12 protein-coding genes are annotated in these 20,425 nt (G+C 51.2%); 11 read left to right on the top strand and 1 reads right to left on the bottom strand.

The window, feature by feature from the left end; translation table 11 throughout:
- The first annotated feature begins 90 nt into the window (after positions 1-90).
- From FJM74_RS19925 to FJM74_RS19875, 11 genes are all read left to right on the top strand, one after another.
- Positions 91-942 carry a sialate O-acetylesterase gene (locus FJM74_RS19925; RefSeq protein ID WP_187264399.1) on the top strand — a complete coding sequence of 284 codons (852 nt, stop codon included), beginning with the start codon at positions 91-93 and terminating at the stop codon, positions 940-942.
- 22 nt (positions 943-964) lie between these two features.
- Entirely contained in the window at positions 965-2,287 is a 1,323-nt protein-coding gene (locus FJM74_RS19920) for a glycosyl hydrolase family 8 (RefSeq protein WP_187264398.1), read from the top strand.
- A gap of 8 nt (positions 2,288-2,295) precedes the next feature.
- Complete coding sequence (locus tag FJM74_RS19915) at positions 2,296-3,873, top strand: glycoside hydrolase family 43 protein (protein ID WP_394353903.1); 1,578 nt, start codon at positions 2,296-2,298, stop codon at positions 3,871-3,873.
- A gap of 72 nt (positions 3,874-3,945) precedes the next feature.
- Positions 3,946-5,322 (top strand): glycoside hydrolase family 43 protein, encoded by a 1,377-nt coding sequence (locus FJM74_RS19910; RefSeq protein ID WP_187264397.1) that lies wholly within the window; start codon positions 3,946-3,948, stop codon positions 5,320-5,322.
- A 244-nt stretch (positions 5,323-5,566) separates the two neighbouring features.
- The gene (locus FJM74_RS19905) at positions 5,567-7,252 is read left to right on the top strand and encodes a glycoside hydrolase family 43 protein (protein ID WP_241739267.1); all 1,686 of its coding nucleotides are present in this window, start codon (positions 5,567-5,569) and stop codon (positions 7,250-7,252) included.
- A 671-nt stretch (positions 7,253-7,923) separates the two neighbouring features.
- Entirely contained in the window at positions 7,924-10,527 is a 2,604-nt protein-coding gene (locus FJM74_RS19900; RefSeq protein ID WP_206684068.1) for a glycoside hydrolase family 3 C-terminal domain-containing protein, read from the top strand.
- Positions 10,528-11,024: 497 nt separating this feature from the next.
- Entirely contained in the window at positions 11,025-12,797 is a 1,773-nt protein-coding gene (locus FJM74_RS19895; RefSeq protein ID WP_187264394.1) for a glycoside hydrolase family 43 protein, read from the top strand.
- Between the two features lie 376 nt (positions 12,798-13,173).
- Entirely contained in the window at positions 13,174-15,123 is a 1,950-nt protein-coding gene (locus FJM74_RS19890) for a sialate O-acetylesterase (RefSeq protein WP_187264393.1), read from the top strand.
- A 540-nt stretch (positions 15,124-15,663) separates the two neighbouring features.
- Positions 15,664-17,799, top strand: a complete 2,136-nt coding sequence (locus FJM74_RS19885) for a hypothetical protein (RefSeq protein ID WP_187264392.1) — start codon at positions 15,664-15,666, stop codon at positions 17,797-17,799.
- Between the two features lie 206 nt (positions 17,800-18,005).
- Positions 18,006-18,500: a DinB family protein gene (locus FJM74_RS19880; RefSeq protein ID WP_187264391.1), complete on the top strand. Its 495-nt coding sequence runs from the start codon at positions 18,006-18,008 to the stop codon at positions 18,498-18,500.
- 14 nt (positions 18,501-18,514) lie between these two features.
- The gene (locus FJM74_RS19875; protein ID WP_187264390.1) at positions 18,515-18,736 is read left to right on the top strand and encodes a hypothetical protein; all 222 of its coding nucleotides are present in this window, start codon (positions 18,515-18,517) and stop codon (positions 18,734-18,736) included.
- On the opposite strand, the gene FJM74_RS19870 is transcribed toward FJM74_RS19875, so the two are convergent.
- The gene (locus FJM74_RS19870) at positions 18,733-19,716 is read right to left on the bottom strand and encodes a helix-turn-helix transcriptional regulator (protein WP_187264389.1); all 984 of its coding nucleotides are present in this window, start codon (positions 19,714-19,716) and stop codon (positions 18,733-18,735) included. The two genes, FJM74_RS19875 and FJM74_RS19870, sit on opposite strands and share 4 nt — an antisense overlap.
- Between the last annotated feature and the right edge of the window lie 709 nt (positions 19,717-20,425).

Genomic DNA, 20,425 nt, shown 5'->3' with positions numbered 1-20,425 from the left:
GGGCATTTTGATTAGAATAATTGCCTCCGATAGCCATAAACTCTCTTTTATCAGCTACGATTAGATTTGCTTTATTTAAATGGTAGAAATATGAAACGCATCATGTGGTCTTTTTTAGTTGCTGTACTGGTTTTGCAATGTACAGCTGCGTTTTCGCAGGACCCGAACTTCCACGTTTATCTGTGCTTCGGGCAATCCAATATGGAGGGGCATACTAAATTTGAGCCGCAGGATACAACCGTGGATAAGCGGTTTAAAGTGCTGGAAGCGGTCGATTGCCCTAACCTGGGCCGGAAGAAAGGGGAGTGGTATACGGCAGTTCCACCGTTAAGCAGATGTGCCACCGGCCTCACACCCGCCGACTACTTTGGCAGAACCTTAACAGCCAACCTTCCGGACAGCATTACCGTGGGGATAATAAATGTGGCTGTAGGAGGCTGTAAAATAGAGCTGTTCGATAAAAATAATGTCCAGTCATATGTTGCCACAGCCCCTGGCTGGATGATGAGCGCCCTCCATGCTTATGATATGGATCCGTACGGTCGCCTGGTGGAGATGGCGAAGCTGGCCCAGAAGGACGGAGTCATCAAGGGAATTCTGCTGCACCAGGGCGAATCAAACACTGGTGATGCGGAGTGGCCCTTAAAAGTAAAAGGTATTTACGATAACCTGCTCCATGACTTAAATCTCAAACCTGATTCCGTTCCCCTGTTAGCCGGGGAAGTAGTAGGTGAAAAGGAGAATGGAGCCTGCGCCAGCATGAATGCCATCATCGCGAAACTTCCTGCCGTTATTCCGAATGCACATGTAGTCTCTTCGGATGGCTGTGCCGGCCTGCCGGACCGCCTGCATTTTACGGCAGAAGGTTACAGGGAATTGGGCAGAAGGTACGGCACCAAAATGCTGTCCTTAGCCACTTATAAAAAGGCGCAGGCAAAATAACTTATCGTTTGAAAAAGGAGAAATGAAAAAAGAGATTAATTCATCCGTTCTGGTAGTTGCACTCCTGGTGGTGTTGCTCACAGCATGCACTACTTCTAAGCAGGAGGGAGAGCAAGTGAGCGACCCGCGCGGGAAAATGAAGCCGTGGGAAGCGGGAGCCTGGGAAACCGGCAAGTACCGAAACGTATTCCTGGAGGCAGGCTACCCGCAGGCTGAGATCGATGCAAAACTGGCAAAAGCCTACCACGACCTCTTCGAGGGACCTGACAGAGTCTATTTTGAAGTAGGAGACTCAATGGCCTATGTGTCGGACATAAAGAACAAGGACGCGCGCACTGAGGGCCTTTCTTATGGCCTGATGGTGGCCGTGCAGCTAGACAAAAAAGAGGTGTTCGACCGGCTCTGGCGCTGGACCAAAAAATACATGCAACACCAGGGCGGCCCCCGCGATGCGTACTTTGCCTGGAGCGTGGATCCGAAAACAGGCAAACGCAATTCGGATGGCTCGGCCTCAGATGGGGAGTTGTATTTTGTGACCTCCCTGATATTTGCTTCAAACAGGTGGGGCAACGATACAGGTATAGATTACTATGCTGAAGGAAGAAGAATTCTGGATGCCATGTGGAGCAAAGACGGCACCATGGGAATCAAGAATGTAATCAATGTACAACACAAGCAAATCAACTTTGTGCCTGAAGGCGATATGTATGACTGGACCGACCCATCTTATCATGTACCCGCCTTTTTCGAGGTATGGGCCGAATATGCCAAAGATGGCAAAGAACAGTTCTACAGAGATTGCGCTGACACGGCACGTGTGTTTCTGCACCGGGCCACACATCCGGAAACAGGCCTGACACCGGATTACTCCGAGTTCAGCGGTGCCCCACACAGCAGAGGCAAAGACCAAATAGGCGAGGCATTCCGCTACGACTCCTGGCGCGTGCCTATGAACATAGCAATGGATTACAGCTGGTATGCCAAAGACAAAAAGTGGCAACAAGAGTACGCAAACCGTATTCAAAACTTCCTGTATAGCCAGGGACTCGAAACCTACAACGACCAGTTCAACATCGATGGATCGCGGCCGGAATGGATTCTTCAGGCAGGAGGATTTCAGAAACTACGCCATTCGTTAGGACTTGTGTCTACTGCCGGGGCGGCTTCGATCATGGGTACCCAGGCCAAAAGCTGGAAATTTGTGGACGAGGTTTGGAAGGCTAAACTGGAGCCTTACGAAGACGGATATTTTGACCCTTACTACGACGGTTTGCTGTACCTGTTCAGCCTGATGCACCTGAGTGGAAATTACCGTATTATTACTCCTGACCTGAACAAATCATGATGAAATACATGTATCGGCGCAGTTTCATTCTTCTGCTATATCTTCTTATAACCCTGCCTTCCGTTGGTCAGGGCGCAAAAAATCCCATCATTCATGCTGATGTGCCTGATATCGCTATTATCCGGGTAGGGGACACTTACTATATGAGCAGCACCACCATGCACATGAGTCCGGGCCTGCCGATTATGAAGTCGAAGGACCTGGTGAACTGGGAGATGGTGGGCTATGCCTACGATGTGCTCGAGGAGGTGGACGAGCTGAATCTGAACAACGGGAAAAGCACCTACGGCAGAGGCTCCTGGGCCAGTAGCCTGCGCTTTCATAAGGGCACCTATTATGTTACCACCTTTGCCCAGACAACCGGAAAAACGCATGTGTACACCACAAAGGACATTGAGAAAGGTCCCTGGAAAGCTTCTTCCTTTAAGCCCTCGCTCCACGACCACACCCTGTTTTTCGACGATGACGGCCGTGTGTACATGATCTGGGGTGCTGGCAAACTGAGCATGGTTGAGCTGAAGGAAGATTTGTCGGGCATAAAGCCAGGTACGGAACATGTGCTCATCGAAAATGCAACCCAACCTGCCGGTCCTAATGTGGGGCTCCCGGCCGAAGGCTCGCAACTATTTAAAGTAAACGGGAAATATTACCTGTTCAATATTGCCTGGCCCAAAGGCGGCATGCGCACCGTTATCGTGCATCGCGCCGACAACATATCAGGTCCCTACGAAGGCCGTGTGGTTTTGCAGGACAAAGGCGTAGCGCAGGGCGGACTCATCGACACACCTAATGGCGATTGGTACGCCTACCTGTTCCGTGATTTCGGAGCAGTCGGCCGCATTCCGTATCTGGTGCCGGTAAAATGGGAGGCGGGCTGGCCGGTATTGGGTGTGGATGGCAAGGTGCCGGAGGAGTTAAACCTTCCGGCCAGCAAAGGCCTGATCCCGAATATTGTTGCCTCCGACGAATTTACCAGAAAGAAAGAGGACCCTGCGCTGCCGCTGGTATGGCAGTGGAACCACAATCCTGTAAATGAGCTTTGGTCGCTTTCGCAGCGGAATGGCCACTTGCGCCTAACCACTGGCCGCGTAGACAACGACTTCTTACTCGCCAGAAATACCCTGACACAACGCACCATAGGCCCGGAATGCACCGGATCCACCGCCATCGATATTTCTAAAATGAAAGAAGGCGATTTTGCCGGTCTTGCCCTGTTGCAGCAAAAGTACGGGCTGGTGGGGGTCAAATTCGAGAATGGCGCCAAATCCATTGTCATGGTAGATGCCCAATCAGGCACGGCGGTTGAAGAGGAGCGGGTGCCGCTAAATCAGAAAAAAGTGTATCTCAAAGCGGAGGCTGATTTCAACGATCGCAGGGATGTGGCTTCGTTCTATTACAGCCTCGATGGCAGGCGCTGGACTAAAATAGGCTCACAACTCAAAATGGCCTACACCATCCCGCACTTCATGGGCTACCGCTTCGGGCTGTTTAACTATGCCACCAAAACACCGGGCGGCTACGTGGATTTCGACTTTTTCCATATAGAAGACCGCCTTACCGGCAACGGCGCAGCCGGGATAAAATAAAGAACGATTCAAGGAAACAGCCAGGGCTGCTTGCCATAGGTGCTGTTCCTTTATTTGCCAAAAAAGACTGAAATGAAATACCTGTTCAAAAACTTAATTGGATGCTGGATATGCTGCCTGATTTCCTTTTTTGCCAATGCCCAAAACCCGATTATTCAAACCATTTACACCGCCGACCCGGCACCCATGGTCCATAACGACACGATGTTTCTCTACACCACCCACGACGAGGATAACGCGACCTGGTTTGCGATGAAAGAATGGCGCGTGTATTCCTCGGCCGACATGGTAAACTGGACCGATCATCCTGTTCCGCTTTCGCTGGAGTCGTTTAGCTGGGCCGATAAGGATGCCTGGGCCGCACAGTGTATCTACCGCAACGGGAAGTTCTACTTCTATATCTGCGCCCACCACAAGGAGCTCAACAAAATGGCCGTGGGCGTGGCCGTTTCGGATAAGCCGACCGGCCCTTTTAAAGATGCGTTGGGCAAGCCATTAGTCTCGGCCAACTGGGGCGATATAGACCCAACTGTTTTTATAGACGATGACGGACAGGCCTACCTGTACTGGGGAAATCCTAATCTCTATTACGTGAAGCTGAACGACGATATGATTTCTTACAACCAGGAGGTGGGGGTGGTGCAGGTGCCGCTGACCAAGGAAGGGTTTCATGTGCGGGAAAAAGACACCGACAAAAGACCCTCCGCCTACGAAGAGGGCCCCTGGTTGTACAAGCGGAATAGCCTGTACTACCTCTTATATCCTGCAGGAGGCGTGCCCGAGCATCTGGCTTACTCTACCAGCACCAGCCCAACCGGTCCCTGGACTTACCAGGACACCATTATGCATGTAATTGAGAAAGGTGGTGCTTTTACCAATCATCCCGCCCTGATCGATTTCAAAGGCAAGACTTACCTCTTTTACCACAACGGGGCGCTTCCGGGTGGGGGAGGGTTTAACCGTTCTGTAGCCGTTGAGGAAATTCAGTTCAACCCGGACGGGACCATCCCGCTCATTACACCAACCAAAGCGGGAGTGGTAAACAGTATTAGCAACCTGAACCCTTACGTACGGCAGCAAGCAGAGACCATTGCCTGGACCGAGGGAGTAGAAACAGCAGCAGATGCCAAAACAGGAGTCTATGTAACCGATATCCAGGATGGCGACTACATCAAAGTAAGAGCGGTGGACTTTGCAAAAGGTGCCCGAAACTTCCAGGCTAGTGTGGCCTCCGGCGGCAAGGGCGGCAGGATTGAGTTGCGTTTAGGTAGTCTGTCGGGGCAATTGATAGGAACCTGCCAGGTAAAAAATACTGGCGGCGCAACGAAGTGGAAAACGGTAAAAAGCAAAGTAAACGGAGCGCAGGGGGTGCACGATCTATTCTTAGTGTTCAGAGGAGAGGAGGATGTCCTCTTCCATTTTGACTGGTGGAAATTTACCGGCAAGTGATACGCCTGCTTGTAATGCCTCAACCCGTACGGAACTCTAGGATGGTTTTCGGGTTAAGGCTTTCAAATTATTCCAATAAAAAGTGCCCTCCTGAGGCTTTTGCTGCTCCTGCTGCTGTTGCACAAACGAAACTAAAAAATTTAACAGTTAATTTTTATACATGATGCGAATGAAATCTGGATTTACGTCACTGGAAAACAAGCGAGTAGCTTTACTATGTGTTTTCGTGGCCTTGTTTTCCTTAATGGGACTAAGCGGAAACAGCCAGCATGTAAAAGTGGCCAAAAATGCCCCCGTGTTCTCTAACTCGGTGTATGTAGGCAGCGACAAGATCTACAACGACCATCCGCTACAGGAAGGCGAGTTTTATACCCCTATTTTGCAAGGTGCCTACCCGGATCCGGCTATCACCCGCAAAGGCGAAGATTACTATATGGTGCACTCCTCCTTTGCCATTTTCCCGGGTGTTCCCATTTTCCATTCGAAAGACCTGGTAAACTGGACGCAGATAGGCCATGTGCTGGACAGAACTTCGCAGTTGAAAGTGCATGATACCGGCATAAGTGCCGGCGTTTATGCACCGGCTATAAAATACAATGCCAACAACGATACATTTTACATGATAACCACCCAGTTTGCAGGAGGCTTCGGCAATATGGTGGTGAAGACAAAGGACCCCTTAAAAGGCTGGAGCGATCCGCATAAGCTAAAATTCGACGGAATTGATCCCTCCCTCTTCTTCGACGACAACGGGAAAGCCTATGTGGTACACAACGACGCTCCCGACAAAGGACAGGAACTTTACCAGGGACACCGGGTGATCAAGATTTGGGACTATGATCTTGAAAAAGACCAGGTAGTTGCCGGAACCGATAAAATTATTGTGAACGGCGGCGTTGACCTTTCTAAAAAGCCAATCTGGATTGAGGCTCCCCATATCTACAAAAAGAACGGGCGGTATTATTTAATGTGCGCCGAGGGCGGTACAGGAGGCTGGCATAGCGAGGTGATCTTTGTGAGCGATAATCCCAGAGGCCCGTATACTCCTGCGCCCAACAACCCTATCCTGTCGCAAAGATACCTGAGCCCGAACAGGGCCAACAAGGTAGATTGGGCCGGTCATGCCGATTTAGTGGAAGGACCCGATGGCAAATACTACGGCGTGTTCCTGGGTATCCGTCCAAATGAAATGGGCCGGGTCAACATCGGCCGCGAAACCTTTATCCTGCCTGTCGATTGGTCTGGTGAGTTCCCTGTTTTCACGAACGGGCTTGTGCCCATGGAACCGAAGCTGAAAATGCCTGCGGGCGTAAAAAACAAAACCGGCCAGGAAGGTTTCTTCCCCAACGGCAATTTTACGTTCACCGATAACTTCACGTCTGATAAACTGGATTACCGCTGGGTAGGTTTAAGAGGACCCCGCGAAGCGTTTGTTGCCACCACGAAAAAAGGCTTGCAGATAAATCCTTTACCGGTCAATATTAAGGAGGTGAAGCCTACTTCAACGCTCTTTCACCGGCAACAGCACAATAGCTTCACCTACACCATCACACTCGATTTTAAACCTGCCTCCGAAAAAGAACTGGCCGGTATCACCTTGCTGCAAAGCGAGAAATTCAACTATGTGTACGGCCTTACCAGAAAAGACAAAGACTTGTATTTAGTTCTGGAAAGAACAGAGAAAGGCGTATCCAGGATTATAGCCAGCACCAAAATTGAGGTGAAGAAGCCGATACAACTTCGGGTAAAAGCAGACGGAGACAACTACCAGTTTAGTTACGCCACCAACGGCACCGACTTTGTGAAGGTAGGTGAAACCGTTTCGGGCGATATTCTCTCCACCAACGTAGCAGGAGGCTTCACGGGTGCCATGATTGGCTTGTACGCCACCTCTGCCAACGATGCGCATCCCCAGAAACTGATCCAGTAAAATCTGTGCCCTGCATTCGCCACACCTTATAAAGGGGGCAGGTTGTCTGCGGAAGCCGTCATAATAAATCAGTCAGGCTACTTCATGAAGCGGCTGAACTCTACTTTCTTGATTTTTCTGGAAGCAGAGTTCAGCCGCTTCATGAAGTAGAATTTTTTACTTGCCACGAATCCTGAACTGAACAAGCCAGCATTAAAAAATTGTAAGCCTGAGTTTTACGAAATGTGAACAAATGCTTGTAAATAAAGGCAGAAATAAGTAATTATGCCAACGTTGGCATTGTAAGTAAAACCGTATGATTTGCGCTACTTCCTGTGTCGCCTCCGGCAAATTAGAAAACCTGTTATTTTTCTTTTTTTAGGATAGCCTGCTAAATTAAAGTAAGTAAAGCAGCTTAACAGTTAGTATGCTGCCGTGTTGTATGTTACGAATTTTTACAGCAAGGTAATTATGTCCGCTTATTTATCAGAATAGACGCCAGCATCTCATGAATTGTACCTGGTTAAGAAATGACCTGCTAACCGTTTGCAGAGCAGATTTACCATAGTTGCTACTATTGAATTTCTAAATTTTAATTTTTAATGAGGCGAGGTCTCTAAAGCAGCAATCTCCCCCTATCTGAGAAACAAATTTTTGAATCAACCATGAGAGCTATCCTGTTATTTTTAGTAATGGCTGTACTGCTGGGAACGGTATCGTTCACCCTCAGGCAGGAAGAAGAGTACGACTATCCTTTCCAGAACCCCTCGCTCTCGTTCGAGGCCCGGGTCAATGACCTGGTGTCGCGCCTGACGCTGGAAGAAAAAGTGGCGCAGATGCTGAACGCGGCTCCAGCCATTGAGCGGTTGGGCATTCCGTCTTACGACTGGTGGAACGAGGTGCTGCACGGGGTTGCCCGTACGCCCTATAAGGTAACGGTGTATCCGCAGGCCATTGGTATGGCCGCCACTTTCGATACCACTTCGCTTCACCAGATGGCAGATTTCTCGGCCCTGGAAGGCAGGGCGATCTATAACAAAGCCATTGAAGAAGGAAAATCAGGGCAGCGCTACGTGGGCCTTACCTACTGGACTCCGAATATCAACATCTTCCGGGACCCGCGCTGGGGACGCGGGCAGGAAACCTATGGCGAAGACCCCTTCCTGACGGCCATGCTGGGCAAAGCCTTTGTGCGCGGGTTGCAGGGCGAAGATCCGAAGTATATGAAAGCGGCTGCCTGTGCCAAGCATTACGCCGTGCACAGTGGCCCCGAGCCTGAGCGACATGTCTTTAACGCCACCGCCTCCAATTACGACCTCTGGGATACTTACCTGCCTGCTTTCGAAGAGCTGGTGGTGAACGCCAAGGTTGCCGGCGTGATGTGTGCCTACAACGCGTTCCGGGGGCAGCCCTGCTGCGGTTCCGATATCCTGATGAACGACATTCTGCGCAACCAGTGGCAGTTTACCGGCTATGTGACCTCCGACTGCTGGGCCATCGACGACTTCTTCAAAAACCACAAAACCCACCCCGATGCTGCCAGCGCCTCTGCCGATGCCGTGATGCATGGCACCGACATCGACTGCGGCACCGACGCCTACAAATCGCTGGTGCAGGCTGTAAAAGAGGGTAAGATAACAGAGCGGCAAATAGACCTGTCGGTGAAGCGTCTCTTTACCATCCGCTTCAAGCTCGGCATGTTCGATCCGGTGGCCATGGTGAAATATGCCCAGACACCAGCCAGCGTGCTGGAAAGCGCCCCACACAAAGCGCACTCCCTGAAGATGGCACAACAATCGATGGTGCTCCTGAAAAATGAAAAAAACACGCTGCCGCTACGTAAAAACCTGAAAAAGATTGCCGTGGTTGGTCCTAACGCCGATAACCCGATCGCTGTGCTGGGCAACTACAACGGCACACCCTCCGAGATCGTGACGGCGCTGCAGGGCATCCGGAACAAAGTAGGCACTAACACCGAGGTAGTGTATGAACGGGCCTCCACCTTCACCAAAGACACGCTGCTGGCGTATACTGATATCAGCAAGCAACTCAGCTTTGAGGGTAAGCCAGGCGTAAAGGCAGAGTATTTCAACAACATAGAGTTGAAAGGCCAACCTGTGGCGGTGCGGCAGGAACCTGGCATATCGCACAACTGGCAGGAAGGCGAGACAGTGGTTGGCAGCATGAAAGCCTACAACTTTTCGGCCCGCTATACCACCGACTTCACCGCTACCAGCAACGGCTCCATTACCTTAGAGGTGGAAGGCGACGATGGGTACCGCCTGCTCGTAGATGGAAAGGAGCAACTCAACGCCTGGACCCGCAACCGGTGGGGAGCCAGGAGCTATAAACTGCCTACTCAGCAAAATAAAACCTACCGGCTGGTGCTGGAATATTACCAGGCCGAGGGCAAGGCATCGGTGCACCTGCGGGCCGGCAACTTTGCCAGAACCGACTTCAAAGCGCTGGCAAACCGTGTGAAAGACGCGGACGCCATCATTTATGTAGGCGGCATATCTCCGCAGCTCGAAGGCGAAGAAATGAAAGTGGACGAACCAGGCTTTGCCGGCGGCGACCGCACCACCATCCTGCTGCCAAAGGTGCAAACCGACCTGATGAAGGCCCTGAAAGCAACTGGCAAACCAGTAGTGTTTGTGATGATGACCGGTAGCGCCATCGCCATTCCGTGGGAAGCGGAGAACGTGCCTGCTATCGTGAATGCCTGGTATGCCGGCCAGTCGGCAGGTACGGCCATAGCCGATGTGCTGTTCGGAGATTATAACCCGGCGGGCCGCCTGCCGGTTACCTTTTATAAAAGCGATCAGGACTTGCCGCCTTTTGGAGATTATACCATGGAGGGGCGTACCTACAAGTACTTTAAAGGCCAGCCTTTGTACGGTTTTGGACACGGCCTGAGCTACACCACCTTCACCTACGACCAGCTGAAAGTGCCGGCCACCGCTAAAGTGAACAGCCCGGTAACAGTAAGCGTGCGGGTAACGAACTCTGGTAAGATGGATGGCGAAGAAGTCGTACAACTCTATACCAGCCGCCAGGCAGCAGGTTACAGAACACCGATCAGAGCCCTCAAAGGTTTCCAGCGCATCGCACTCAAAAAGGGTGAAAGCAAAGTGGTTACTTTTACGCTGCGGCCGCAGGACCTGACGGTTATTGATGAAAACGGCAATGCCAGGCACGTGCCAGGTACACTCCAGGTTAGTGTAGGCGGCAGCCAGCCCGATGCCATCACCAAAAAGAATAAAAAGACAATAGAAGGTACCTTGGCATTGCAATAAGGAGATTGTCTCAACGCTGATATAAAGTGCCGCTGCCGCGAGCTTTCAGCGCGTGGTTTTAATTGGCGCGAGTTTTCAACTCGCATAGAGCAAACTTTTAAATTGAAAAATCAGGATCAGGATTTCCGTCAGGCAGGTATCCGAATGGTTTAGCAGGAATAATTTTTTTAAAGGCATAGGAATGGGAAAATAGCACCGTTATACTCGATTCCGCGAGTTGAAAACTCGCTATCATGAATAACCACGCGCTGAAAGCTCGCGGCAGGGGTGCTTTTTATCTGTCTGAATTGAGAGAAGCCTTCAATTGTGCTGCGCTCAAATTATTCTAATAAAAACAGGCCCCTGGCCCTAAACGCTACTGCTGCTGCTGATCCGGTTTGGCGGCAACGCCCACTGGCAATTATTTAAATAAAAATGCCCCTGCAGAGCTTGTAACACCTGCTGCTGCTGCCCGATAAAACGATATGGCAAGATTCACTGGTTTAGTTAAATGTACTATGAAGCGTAAAAAAAACTTTCTGAAAAAGGCCTTGCTGCTACTAGCCTGTAGTTATTGCCTGTTCCGTGCAGAAATTTTTGCCCAGGATAATCAAAAGTTCCTGAACCCAATTATGGCCGGCTTCTACCCGGACCCCTCCATTTGCCGCGTAGGCGATGACTATTATGTTATCCTCTCTTCCTTTGCCTACTTCCCTGGGGTGCCTGTTTTTCATAGCAAGGACCTCGTGAACTGGAACCAGATAGGTAACATACTGGACAGGCCGGAGCAACTGAATCTGGACAGGCATGGCGTGTCGAGAGGTATTTTTGCACCGACGCTTTCCTACCATGAGGGCGTTTTTTATATGGTAACCACGCTTATCGACAGAGGCGGAAACTTTGTGGTAACGGCCACCAATCCTGCCGGGCCATGGTCAGAGCCTGTATGGCTGCGGGATGTGCATGGCATTGATCCATCACTGTTTTTTGATGAAGACGGGAAAGCTTATATCATTTACAACAGCGACCCGCCCGATAACAAGCCGCTCTACGACGGGCACCGCACCATCAAAATGCAGGAATTCGACCATAAAAACCTGAAAACCACAACCGCCCCGGTTATTCTGGTGAACGGAGGGGTAGACATTTCTAAAAAGCCCGTCTGGATTGAAGGGCCGCACATCTACAAAAAAGACGGGTACTACTACCTGATGGCGGCAGAAGGCGGCACCAGCGTGAACCACTCGGAAGTGATCCTTCGCAGCAAAAAGGTGAACGGAGACTATGTGCCCTATCCCGGCAACCCCATCCTGACGCAGCGCCACCTGCCTGCCAACCGGCCGAACCCGGTTTCTGCCACCGGCCATGCCGACCTGGTTGAGACGCAGAACGGGGAGTGGTGGGCCGTGTTCCTGGCCACCCGCCCTTATACGCAGCAGGACCACTATAACATTGGCCGCGAAACGTTTCTGGCCCCGGTCACCTGGAAAGATGGCTGGCCCATCATCAATCCTGACTTTGAGGAGGTGCAGTACGCATACAAACGCCCAAACCTGCCGGCAGGGGAGACACCAAAACTTCCGCTGAACGGCAACTTTACCTACCGCGAAGATTTTAAGGAAAGTAAACTCCCTATGCATTGGCTCATGCTCCGCACGCCGCGCACGGAGTGGTATAGCCTCAGTAAACCAGCCGGAAGCCTGACCCTGGACGTACGGCCGGAGACCATCTCCGGTAATGCCAACCCTTCGTTTCTGGCCCGACGCCAGCAGCATATCCACGGAAATGCAAGCGCTAAAATGGATTTCAAACCAGCCTCTTCAGACGAGTTTGCCGGTATAGTTGCCTTCCAGAACGAAACACATTATTATGCACTGGGTAAAACACTCGTAAACGGCAAAGAAGTAGTGCAGCTGCGAAGATCAGAAAAAGCAACCGAGGCCGGTCCGGAGACCACGGTACTGGCAGAAGCGCCTTTAAAAAAGAAGGCCAGCAAAAAGCCGCTCTTCCTGAAAATAGACTTCAAAGCCGGCAAGTATGCCTTCTATTATGGGGCTAAAGAAGGAGACTGGACACTGCTGCAGGACAACGTAGACGGCACCTTCCTGAGCACGCGAACGGCAGGTGGTTTTGTAGGCGTAACGCTGGGTGTGTATGCTACCTCACAAGGCAAGCCCTCCACCGGAAAAGCTTCCTTCGATTGGTTCGACTACCAGGGGAATGACCCTGTGTATGAGACAAAGGCAGTAAAAGGCCCCATAGGAGCACGCAGCACAGAAAAAAAGCAGTAATCCTGCACCCCTGGCAGGCGCGAACACAGCGCCGGTGGCCAGCGACGAGGCCATGCTTCAGTAGAGCCCCCTGCCCAGCCATGAGCGCTAAAATTTTTGCTTATGGAACACTATGGCGTCAGGGCACTGGATAAAACTGCTGCTATAGGTGTTGGAGCCTCCTTTTAGGAAGTATTATAATAGGAATGCCCCTTTATGTGGTATGCACGCAAATTATTCGAATAAAAAAAGCCCTCCGGATGTATTTTCTGCTGCTGCTGCGCCTTTGCTACAGGCAGGAGCAAGCGGCAGTCTGCATGGTCATTTATTGAAGCCAGCTTTTAATGCTAATCAGGATGGAGTTAGAAGTAAACAAATTACCATAATTTAAATGTAGATGAATCGGATAAAAGTGTTTCCTGGGATTTTGCTGCTGCTGATGCTGTTGCTGCAGATTCCTGCTTTGGCTCAGATTACACTGCCCAGCCTGATCCAGGACGGCATGGTGCTGCAGCGCGATGCCAGACTGAAAATTTGGGGCTGGGCATCGCCCGGTGAAAAAATCAACATTACCTTTAATGGCAAACGTGCCAGCGCCACCACGGCTGCTGATGGGAAATGGCAGGCGACCCTGCCCGCTATGAAGGCTGGCGGCCCCTACACCATGGTACTCAAAGGCAGGAACACCCTTACCCTAAAAGATGTACTCGTAGGGGATGTGTGGTTCTGCTCAGGGCAGTCGAACATGGTGCATCAGCTATCGCGCCACCATATAGCATACGCCGAAGATATTGCCGCTGCGAACTACCCCCAGATAAGGCACTTCTGGATTCCGACTACCACCAACCTGCAGGGCCCGGCCAAAGATTTGTCCGCCGGCACCTGGAAAACAGCCAATCCGGAAGATGTAAATGAATTTTCGGCTGTAGCCTATTTTTTTGCCCGCAAACTGCACAAGCAATACCGGATCCCGATCGGGTTGATTAATGCCAGTGTGGGAGGAACGCCCATAGAAGCCTGGATGAGTGAAGATGGGCTGCAGGATTTTCCTGATGCCATTACCGCCATCGGCAGGAACCGAGATACAAGCTACGTGAACGGCCTGAACCGAAAAGCTGCTGCCGCTGCCGCCAGCAATAGGCAAAAACCGGAGCAGGACAAAGGCCTTACAGGCGCCGTAACGTGGTTCGATACGGCCTATGTACCGAAGGGCTGGCAAAACATCAATGTACCCGGCTATTGGGAAGACCAGGGTATCAGGGACCTGAACGGCTCTGTGTGGTACCGCCGTGAAATAGAGGTGCCTGCCGCCATGGCGGGCGTACCGGCCATGGTGCATCTGGGCAGAATCGTAGATGCTGATTTTTTGTACATCAATGGGAAACAAGTCGGCCATACGTCTTATCAGTACCCGCAGCGGCGGTACAGCCTGCCTGCCAGTGTGCTGAAGCCTGGAAAAAATGTGCTGGTGGTACGGGTGCTGAACACAGCAGGAAAAGGGGGCTTTATTCCGGATAAACCCTATTATATAGAAGCCAATGGGCAAACACTCGACCTGAAAGGAACCTGGCAATATAAGGTAGGAGAGGTGTGCCCGCCTGCTGCCGGTGGAGGAGGTGGCGGCCTGAATGCCCAGAACCAGCCAACCGCCTTGTACAATGCCATGGTGGCACCTGCGGTCAATTATGCGATTAAAGGAGTGCTCTGGTACCAGGGCGAGAGCAATGCCGGAAATCCTGGGGCCTACAAAAAACTGCTTCCGGCCCTCATAAGCGATTGGCGCGGCAAGTGGCAGCAAGAGAACCTACCCTTCCTGTACGTGCAGCTGCCCAATTTTATGGACGTGAACTACCTGCCCTCCGAAAGTAACTGGGCCCTGATGCGGGAAGCTGCCTTAGAGACGTTAAAAGTACCTAACACTGCCATGGCCGTCACCATCGACCTGGGCGAGTGGAATGATATCCATCCGGGCAATAAAAAGGACGTTGGCCTGCGATTGGCGCTGGCTGCCCAAAAGCTGGTGTATGGCGAAAAGAAACTGGTGTCCTCCGGGCCTCTTTACCAATCTGCTCAGGTAGAGGGAGATAAAATCAGGATCAGCTTTACAGATACAGGCAGCGGACTGATAGCCATAGATGACGAAGAGCTTGCCTGGTTCGCCATAGCAGGGGAGGATAAGAAATTTGTCTGGGCCAAAGCCAGAATTGAGGGCGATACCGTGGTAGTGTGGAGCGAGGAGGTGCCGCAGCCGAAGTATGTGCGCTACGCCTGGACCGACAATCCGTTTGGTGCCAACCTCTATAACAAAGAGCAGCTGCCTGCCTCTCCTTTCAGAACCGACAGGTAAGCGATAATGCTGGAGGTGGAACAGGGCTTACTAATCAGGCTAGCCTAAGCCGGGGGCCACCGCAGGTTGCACTTACTGCTGCCACTTGCCCACAAAATTTCTATCGGAAGACAGCATAAAAAAAGGATGGCAAAACGATGGATGAGCCTGAGTATGTGGCGGTTCTAAAAAAACTAAATTTACCGACCTGCTGGATTACTGACGAACAATGTTATATTTGATAGTCCTTTAAAAGTAATGATAAGATTAAACTTGACGGAAAGAGAACTGTGTCGAAAATGGAATTGCGCTTCTGTAAAGCACTTTTAGGCTTATAAAGCAAGTGCCATTTCACCTCCCATCCTTACTTTTACAGGACTATGTACATGCAAGTAAATCCAGTCGGGTCAGTTTGAGGAGAGAAAGAGATCTGTCTCTCGAAATTATGCTAATAAAAACAGCCCTTCGGAGACCTCTGCTGCTCCTGCTGCTGATCCGGTTCGCATACGACAGGTTTTACTTGGATGTACTTAGCAGGTATGTCAACATAAATCAGGAACGATGAGGTACTCTTCTCTTTGTGTTTTAATGGCGGCTATATTAGCAGGCTTGGCAGGGGCTTGTTATGGCCAGGACCCGATAGACCGGTTTAAACTGGTGAACAGGCATCATGTCATTCTACAGGAAATTGACGCACTGTCTCCCATGTCTGTCGGCAATGGCGATTTCGCTTACACGGCCGATGTAACCGGCCTGCAGACATTCGAGAAGCATTATCATGAAAAAGGAATACCGCTGGAGACGCGCACCACCTGGGCCTGGCACTCCTTCCCGAACACGGAGAACCTGAAGCTGGAAGAGGCCATGCAGGAGAGCGATTTCCATGGCCGCAAAATCTCTTACGCCAGCCTCCAGCACAGCCCTGCCGGCGATTATTTCAGGAAAAATCCGCACCCGATCCCCATGGGCCAGATCGGCCTGGTGAGGCAGGACGGCAGCCCGCTCGGCCTTAACGCCATCAGCAATATCCATCAGAAGCTGGATGTGTGGCAGGGGATCATCACCAGCCGGTACGAAATTGATGGCCAGCCGGTAACGGTCGAAACAGTTAGCCATCCGGAACTGGCCCTGGTTGCTTTCAGAATTAAATCGCCTCTTTTAAAATCCGGGAAGCTGAAGCCGGCCTTCCGTTTCCCGTACGCCTACGACCTTGCCATCAAGAACAAACCTCCTTTCGACTGGGCGCAGCCGGCGCGGCATCAGACAGCCATCGTTCGCCGCGCCCGCCAGCAGGTGCTCCTGAAGCGGACGCTGGACGACAGCATGTACCATATCGGTATACAATGGCAGGGGGCAGCGAAGCTGGTACAGAAAGGGGCGCACCAGTTCCTGCTGGAAAGCGGCAGCACTGACAGCCTGGTTTTTGTCTGCAGTTTTTCCCCTGATCAGCAAAAGCAAGCCTTGCCATCTTTTAAAGGCACGAAAACGGCCAGCGCCTCCTCCTGGGAGCAGTTCTGGACCAGGGGCGGAGCCATAGACCTCTCCGGAAGCAAAGACCCTCGTGCGGCAGAGTTGGAGCGGAGAATCATTCTCTCTCAATATTTAATGAAGGTGAACTATAGCGGTGCCTTCCCTCCACAGGAAACAGGATTGGCTCATATCAGCTGGTACGGCAAACATAATTCGGAGGTATACTGGCTGCATGCGGCCCAGTTTTACCAATGGAACCGCACCGAACTGCTCGAGAAGGGGCTGCAATGGTATAAGCGAATCCTGCCTTTAGCAAAGGCCGATGCCGAAAGCAGTGGCTTTCAGGGCGCCAGGTGGCCTAAAATGGCTGGCCCGGATGGCCGCCCGACGCCGGGCACCATCAATCCGTTCATCATCTGGAACCATCCGAACCCTATCTACCTCTCCGAGCTAGTATACAGGGCACATCCCAATAAGGCCACCCTCCACCAATACAAAGACCTGGTTTTTGAGTCGGCTGCTTTCCTGGCTTCTTATGCGTTTTATGATGCCGCCACCGACCGGTACATCCTAGGGCCACCCATAAAAAGTGTGAATGAAAGCACCGAGGAGAACAACACCCAGAACCCGAGCTTTGAGCTGGCCCAATGGTACCATGGCCTGCAGGTGGCGCAGCAGTGGCGGGAGCGCCTGGGCATGGCACGGGAGCCGCTCTGGGATGATATTATGAGCAAACTGGCACGGCTGACTGTACGCGACGGGAAATATGTGGAGATCGAAACGGACCCGGACATGTACAAACGTAGTGGCAGCTTCTCGTCTGCCATGCTCATGGCGCTGGGTTACCTGCCGGAGACTCCCATGGTAGACAAGGAAGTAATGAAGCGGACCTTTGAGGCGATCCTGCAAAGAAATGGCCTCAACAGCTTTGTGAGCTGGAGTATGGGCAAGGGAGCCTTAACGGCCGCCAGGCTTGGCAATCAGCAAACGGCCGTTGACATTCTGTGCAATGATTCCAGGCAGGCCCATTTCCACAGGAGCGGCTATGTGCAGCGGCCAAAAGAGCCGATGGCCTGCCCGGCGTACCTTCCGGTGAACAGTTCCTTTCTGGCTGCCGTTGCCCTGATGGCAGCTGGCTGGGATGGTGCGCCGGCACAGCACGCTCCGGGCTTTCCGCAGGACGGCAGCTGGCAGGTGCGCACAGAAGGCCTGAACAGGCTTCCTTAAGGGGCGGTGTTAGGCTGCTATTGATTTATTTGCTCGCCTTTTCTCCCCGGGGCTGTCACCTGACAGCCCCTTTTTCAAAGCATAGCAAATACTGACTTTCCCAAAAATAATTTCTGAAAACTTTTCTGAATACTGCTGACAGACTGTTGTCATAAGGAAATCTTACCTTTGTTTTATACAATATACTTCACACAAAACGTAAGATCATGAACACAACAATCACAGACAAGCAAGCCGCTTCCGTTATCACTTCAAAAGAGCTGCTGGAGCACTGGAAGGGGCACAGAGGGCTCACACGCAGGGTAATCGAGGCCTTTCCGGAGAAAGAGCTTTTTGAGTATTCTGTTGGTGGCATGCGTCCTTTTGCTGCCATGGCAAAGGAGTTGCTGGCTATTGCGGCGCCAGGCATCCGGCAGATCGTAAATGGAAATGAGGAGGAGCTTAACGAGAACCTTGACCAGGCGACGACGAAGGCCGATATCCTGAAGTTATGGGATGAAACGACAGCTGAAATTGACCGCTATTGGCCGCAGATTCCGGTAGAACGGTTCAGCGAGAACATTCTGGCTTTCGGGCAGTATGAAGGCACCGTGTGGTCTACCATCTTCTACTTTATCGATAATGAAATTCATCACCGGGCGCAGGGGTATGTGTATTTGCGTTCGCTTGGCATAGAGCCTCCTTTTTTCTGGGAAAGATAAGAAAGACGCCTGCCATGAAAACAGTGCTGGTATTCAAAACATCGGTCACAACTAACCGCGAGGCAAGAAAGGTGGAGCCGATACTGAATAAGCTGATGGATGCCTGTGAGAAATGGAACTTCGACCTGGAGGATTGCGACCACATCCTCCGGGTTGAGGCTGTTTCTGTGGAGGCCTCTGTTGTGATTGAGAAACTGAACAGAGCCGGTTTTGCCTGCGAGGAGCTGGCAGATTAAGTAACGACGGCCTCGGCCTTGTGCAGCAGGTTATGACTGGCTTTTTGGAGGAGCCCGCTTACCCGCTCCCTGAAACTCTCTGGCTCCACAATTTCGGCACAGTCGCAGAACATCAGGTACCAGCGCGGTAAGCTGTCGTGCGGGTCGCAGGTCATAAAGGTCATCTCCACCTGGTCGCCTACTGCTTCTTCCGATACAAAGCCATAATACTGGCGGCCGGTGCTGATGTACTTTACAACCTCCTTTTTTACCCGGATCACCACCTTCGTTTTAGGGCTGCTAACTTCGGTTCTTCTGTAGCTGTCCAGGCTTTCATGCTCTCTTGTGAAAGGGGCATCCGTTCGTTTTATCCGTAGCATTCTGTCGGTCCGGAACTGGCGGTAATCCTTGCGCAGGTGGCAGAAAGCCATAACGTACCAATAGTTGTGCTCATGAAAGAGCCCGATAGGTTCAATCAGGCGGTCGGTCGATTTTTCGGCAGACATGGCCTGATACTGCAGGGCCACCTGCTTTTTTTCGGCAATGCTGTCGAGTAGCACGTCCAGGGCATTGGGGGTGCTCTTGTTAAAAAGCTCCTGGGCAGAGTTTACCCATATCTGCGATTCAAGGGCCGCCACCCTGTCTCTGGCACTGCCTTTCAAAACCGACTTCACCTTAAACATGGCCGATTCGTAATAGGCCCCCAGAGTTTTATCGCTGAACTTCTGCATCAGTTTTTCGGCTGCCACAAAACTGCCGGCCTCTTCGCGGGTAAACATAACCGGCGGCAGGCGGTACCCCTCCATAATACAATAGCCAACCCCGGCTTCGCCGCTTATGGGCACCCCAGCGGCTTCTAAAGACCGGACATCCCGGTAGATCGTGCGCAGGCTCACCTGGAAGCGGTCAGCCAAATCCTGTGCCTTTATCACCCTGCCCGATTGCAGGTGTATGAGTATGGCAACAATACGGTCGAAACGGTTCAGGTTATCAGTAGGCATGGCTCAGATAGTTGGTGCTTTTTACAATTGGTGGAACAAGGTATGCGCTACCTCTGGCTTTTCCGGGTCATTGGCGTGGCTCACAAGGGGTAAACAGGCCTGTTCTGCTGCTTATAACGCTCTTCTTCAGTCCTTTGTAGCTGCCCTGTTCTTCAAAATTGTTAATAATAGTCGGATTCCCCAAACACGCCGCACCAGAAATTCCTGCGCTCCGGCTGCTCAGGCCAACAAAAGACGTATACCGCCGTACCTGACTGAAGTGCAAAGCCTCTGGAAGGCTGTTTTCATTAGAATAATTTGATTGCTGCCGGTTGGTTATTGATGACTATAGATGGCTGACCCGGTCATGTAAGGGTTGGGGTATTTGAAGATTTGCATTAGAGATAGGCTGGAAATTGATAATTTGATAAGCTATCTTCTTTTTATGGTAAATTTTTACGTATTCCAGATCTCGTTTATTTAAATAATCCTATTCTTATTTTTTATCCCGAAGGACGTTTTTTGAGTAATTTTTTTTTCGGCTGCCGGATACCTACTTCCTTATGGTGTCATCTATTTTTTTTTTGAATCTGAAAATACTTGCACATTAGGGTGTTGTGAATCTGTGTTTGCGTTTCGGGGTGGCAATGCTGGGAATGAATTTTAAGTCTGGTTAAATTTAAAAATCTGCAAGTTCTGAAACTAGAATCCATTTTATTATATTTAATCA

The sequence above is a fragment of the Pontibacter beigongshangensis genome (assembly GCF_014332515.1).
GTDB classification, from domain to species: Bacteria; Bacteroidota; Bacteroidia; order Cytophagales; family Hymenobacteraceae; genus Pontibacter; species Pontibacter beigongshangensis.
Note: the sequence above shows the minus strand (reverse complement) of the source record. Positions and strands in the feature narration are given on the sequence as shown.